Consider the following 5,006-nt stretch of genomic DNA (forward strand, 5'->3'; position numbering starts at 1 on the left):
ACCGGAAGCACGTCCAGCAAGCCTGTCCGCGTGATCACCACAGGCGCCGCCGCGTCCCCGATCATGAAGCCGAGACGATCACCGGGCAGTTCCGGGTCGAGCGGAACATAGGCACCGCCCGCCTTCATCACCGCCAAGAGCGACACAACGAGATCAACAGACCGCTCCAGCGCCACGCCGACACGCACGTCACGGCCGACGCCCGCCCGCAGCAGGCGCCGCGCCAGGGCATTCGCCCGGCTGTTCAGCTCGCCATAGCCAAGCTCCACGCCCTCGAACCGCACAGCAGCCCGCTCCGGAGACTCCGCCGCGATCCGCTCGAACGCCCGATGCACAGGCTCGAACCCGCCATAATCCCGCGCCGTCGCGTTCACACCATCAAGAAGCCACGCACGCTCCGAAGCGTCCACCAGAGGAACCGACGAAACAGATCCAGAACCACCAGATGCCAACCACGACAAAACATGCGAATAACGGGAGGCAAGGGCGGTCGCCGTGCTCTCGGTGAACAGATCGGTCGCATATTCAAGCGCCGCCGTCAGACCGTCAGCTTGCCGAATTATTTGCAGCTGCAGATCGAATTTGGCCGTGCCCGGATGCACCATGAGCGGCTCAGCCATAAGCGCCCCAAAGCGAACAGATGGCTGCTCTTCCTCGTTATAGGCGATCATGGCCTGGAACAGCGGCGTGCGGCTGGTGTCGCGTTTCAGGTCCATCGCTTCGATCAGTTTGTCGAGCGGCGCCGCATCGGACAGGGCGCGGGCAAGCTCGTCATGGACTCGCCCGATCAACCGGGCCGGGTCAGGATCATCGTCGAGGGTGACGCGGATCGCGGCCGTGTCGGCAAAGAAGCCGACAAGGCCTCCCGCCTCCGGAACCTCCCGCCCGTCGAAGGGCACACCGAGAACGAGATCGTCGGTTCCGGCGGTGCGGGCCAGCAGCACCGCATAGGCCGCCACCATCAGGGCGAAGGGTGTTGTCGACAGCTCCTGTGCCCGCTGCCGGACGGACATCTCAAGATCGGCGTCTATGGGAAACGCCGCAACATCGCCGCGATGGCTGCGCTGGGCCGGACGGGTAAGATCCGTCGGCAGGTCGAGCAATGGCGGCGCGCCATCCAGTGCTTCACCCGCACGGGTCAACGCGGTTGCATCACGCGCTGATCGGCCCGCCCCCTCGCGCCAGAACACCCAGTCGGCGTAACGGATTGTCAGATCCGGAAGTTTCGGCGTCACGCCTTTCAGGACTGCGTCATAGAACGCGGCAAGATCATCCAGCAGAACCGGCACGGAGTGACCGTCGACCGCATTGTGATGTGCGATCAGGATGAGCGCGGAACGCACACCGCCGAAATCGAGCAATCTGGCACGCAACGGCGCTTCGGCCTCAAGGTCGAAGGGCTGTTGCGCAAACAGACGCGCGGCTTCGGCCGTCTGCTCCCGCGCCGCGTCACGGTCAGTGGCCGGGCGTGTCTCGCAGTCGAGCTGAATTGCACCCAGCGGCAACAGAACAGCGTCTACCTTCTCGCCGATCCGGATCACACTGCGCAGCGGCTCATGCCGTTCTGCAAGGGATCGCAGGGCGGATTGCAGGGCCGTTGCGTCCGGCACGCCCTCGCACAGGGTCACGATCGGCACGGTATAAGCGATGCCGGAACCGTCGATCTGGTCCATCAGGGCAAGGCGCGCCTGCATGCGTGATGCCGGGCGGATATCGTCCGCCCACACTTTCGACTCCGGATGATCGGCGACGGAGGATTGCAGCGCATCGATCGCGGCCGCCATGTCTTTCAGGCGTTGCTCGCTAAAAACGGCCCTTAGCGGCAGTGAGACACCGAAGCGCTGCCTGATCTGTGCGACCAGACGCACGCCGAGCAGCGAATGGCCACCGACAGCAAAGAACCCGTCCTCGGGCCGGAACGACCCGCCGCCGAGCAGGTCCGACCACAGTGCCGCCAGTTCCCGCTCCGTGTCCGTGACATATGTCACCGGACCCGCCTCTTTGGTGACGTCCTCACCGGCCGGGATGGCAAGCGCGCCCCGGTCCAGCTTGCCGTTCGGTGTCAGCGGCAGGCCGTCCAGACCCGCGATCCGGCGCGGCACCATCCAGCCCGGGAGCTGCTCAGCCAGCGCAGCGCGCCAGTCGGACGGTGCTGCGGTTTCGCCCTGCGGCAGCACAACCCAGCCATAAAGCGCCCGGTCGCCGTCCGTCTCTCGGACATCGACCACGGCCTGATCGGCGCCGGAGACCGCTCTGAGGGCTGCCTCGATCTCGCCAGGCTCGATCCGGAACCCGCGCAGCTTGATCTGCCGGTCGATCCGGCCGAGATATTCCACCGCCCCATCGGCCCGCCGCCGCACCAGATCTCCTGTCCGGTACATCCGCGCGCCGGCTTCCTCCGAGAACGGATCGGAGAGGAATACCTCCGCCGTCTGGCCCGGCCGGCCGATATAACCGTCCGCAAGCCCCATGCCGCCGATATAGAGCTCCCCCGCCACACCCCGCGGCACCGGCTCCAGATTGGTGTCCAGCACATACAGCGCCGTGCCTCTTATCGGTTTCCCAATGGGAATGATCCGTGTGTCATCCGCCTCGTCATTCGAGGGATGGCAAGCGGCAAAGGTCGTCGTCTCCGTCGGGCCGTAGCCGTTGACGAAGCGCACATCGGGCCAGCGTTTGACCGCCGCCCGCACCGCATCCGCGTCGGCCGCCTCGCCCCCGAACAGCACTTCCTCGAAGCCACTGAAGGCATCCGCGTCAGCGACAGCGGCCCGGTTGAAGACAGAGGCCGTCAGGAAGGTCGAATGCGCTTTGGCCTTGGCAAAGGCCTCGGCCAGCGCTTCGGCCTCATAGGTCGCCTCGCGCCCGACAACAACCGTCGTCGCGCCGTTCAGCAGAGCGCACCAGATCTCGTAAGTTGCCGCATCGAAGGCCGTGGTGGCGATCTGCGCCACGCGCTTGCCCGGACCGAAGCTGGCGAAGCCGGGCTCGACCGCGAGGCGCAATACCGCACGGTGCGGCACCCGGATGCCTTTCGGCCGTCCGGTCGAGCCGCTGGTGAACATGATATAGGCCGTATCAGCACCCAGCTGTGCCGGACAGGCAACCGAACCGCCCGTGACAGGCAGGGCGTCGCAAGCAATCGCCTCAACGCCTTCAGGCAGCCAGTCCAGAGCAGCGCCATCGCTCACGACCAGTGATACGCCCGCATCCTCGGCCATCCCGGCCAGACGCGGTCCCGGCTGTTCTGGGTCCAGCGGCACATAGGCACCGCCTGCTTTCAGCACAGCAAGGAAGGCGGCGATCTGTTCTGTGCCGCGTGTCATGCTGACGCCGACAGGCATGCCCCGGCCAACACCCCGTGCGGCAAGGCCCGCCGCGAGGTCATCCGTCAGGCGATCAAGCTCGCTGTAGCTGAGAGCCGCGCCGTCCGGCCCTTCGATCGCCGGAAGATCCCCATGCGCCAACGCCATAGCCCCAAAACGAGACACAACAGTCCCCTCAGGAGCCCCCCGCGCATCCAACACATCGGAGCCGTATAGCTCCGCTGTACGTTCCGGAGAGCCTACCGACAGCAAGGAAATCGCGCCCGCAGTCACATTCGGCGTATCGGAGAGGGCCTCAAGAATGCGTTCGAAGGCCCGGGCGAACCCGGCCGCGCCGCCTTCCGGGAATAGCCCGGACGCATGCTCGATGGTGATTTCCATCGCCGCGCCGTCATCGGCAACCAACACAACCAGATCCATCTTCGCCCGTGCCTGCTGCAGCACGCGGACAGAGACTTCAGCCTCGCCAAACGACAAGGCATCGAGATGTGGCGGATGGGTCGTGAGCAGGACCTGGAAGAGTTCTTCCTCGGTGCCGTCGCGCCCGGCATGGAGCGCGGCAACAATCCGGTCAAGCGGCACAGCGGCGTCAGCGAGGGCCGCCATCAGACTGTCACGAGCCTGCTCTGCCAACCCGCCGAGCGTGCTGTCCTGATCGATGGTGAGGCGCAGCGGCACTGAATTCAGCATCATGCCGACAGTGCGCTCGAAATTCCCATCGGCGCGCTGACTGACCGGGGTGCCAATCACGATATCCTCGCCGCCGCCAAAACGGTTAAGCGCAACGGCAAGCGCGGTGTGCAACAGCATGAAGGGCGTCAGGCCCGCCACACGGGCACGCGCCCCGACCCGGCGCCGAAGGGCCGGCTCGATGAAGAGTTTCTCGACAAGCGCCGGAGCGGCGGCATCAGGCATTTCCGCATGCGGCAGCGCCGGGCCGCCGGCGATACCGGCAAGGCGCTCCGTCCAGCGTGCGAGAGCAGCCGTACCGGCCCCGTCCGGGCTGAAATCGTGACGGTCTTCCACAGCAAGCGGATCGAGGCCCGGTTCAGGCAACGCAGCCGCAAGGGCCGTCGGTGTCGCCCCGGGTTTATCCAGAGCCGCGCGGTAAGCCGTTTCAAGATCGCGGCCAAACAATGCAATGGAATCCGCATCGGCGGCGATGTGATGGAAGGCAATCAGGACGCGCCACCGCCCGTGCCCGAGACCAAAAATGCGGGCGCGGAAAGGCAATTCACTGTCGAGCCGGAATGGCAACGCGGCTTCAGCCTGCTCCACTGCCGATGCTGCCGAAACATCATCGAGCGCTTCAAGCGGAGGTTCGTTGACCAGATCAGCCGACGGAACGACCTGAAGCTGACCGCCCTCTTCCCGGAACAGGCTGTGCAGAAGCGGGTGTCGCAACTGGACCGCCGCCAGCGCCCGGCCCATGGCACCGGCATCAAGCGTGCCATGGATGTCGATGGCACCGGTCATATTGTAGGCAACGTCATCCAAGTCCCGTTGCTGCATCACCCAGAGCCGCGCTTCGGCAGAACTTGCGGGCCGCGGCTGCGACGGATCGCGCGCTACGACTGACCTGTCGTCTATGCGTTTAGCGTCTCTTACATGTTTGGCGAGGGCGCGTGCGGTGGGATGGGCGAAGACCGCATTCGCGGGCAGCTCAACCCCGAGCGCCTT

At 65.7% G+C, this 5,006-nt stretch carries 1 protein-coding gene; it reads right to left on the reverse strand.

Annotated elements, in window-relative coordinates; genetic code table 11:
* On the reverse strand, window positions 1-5,006 hold a 5,006-nt coding region (locus K328_RS0100755; RefSeq protein ID WP_028464341.1), incomplete at both ends, for a non-ribosomal peptide synthetase.

Source organism: Nisaea denitrificans DSM 18348, assembly GCF_000426505.1.
GTDB lineage: Bacteria > Pseudomonadota > Alphaproteobacteria > Thalassobaculales > Thalassobaculaceae > Nisaea > Nisaea denitrificans.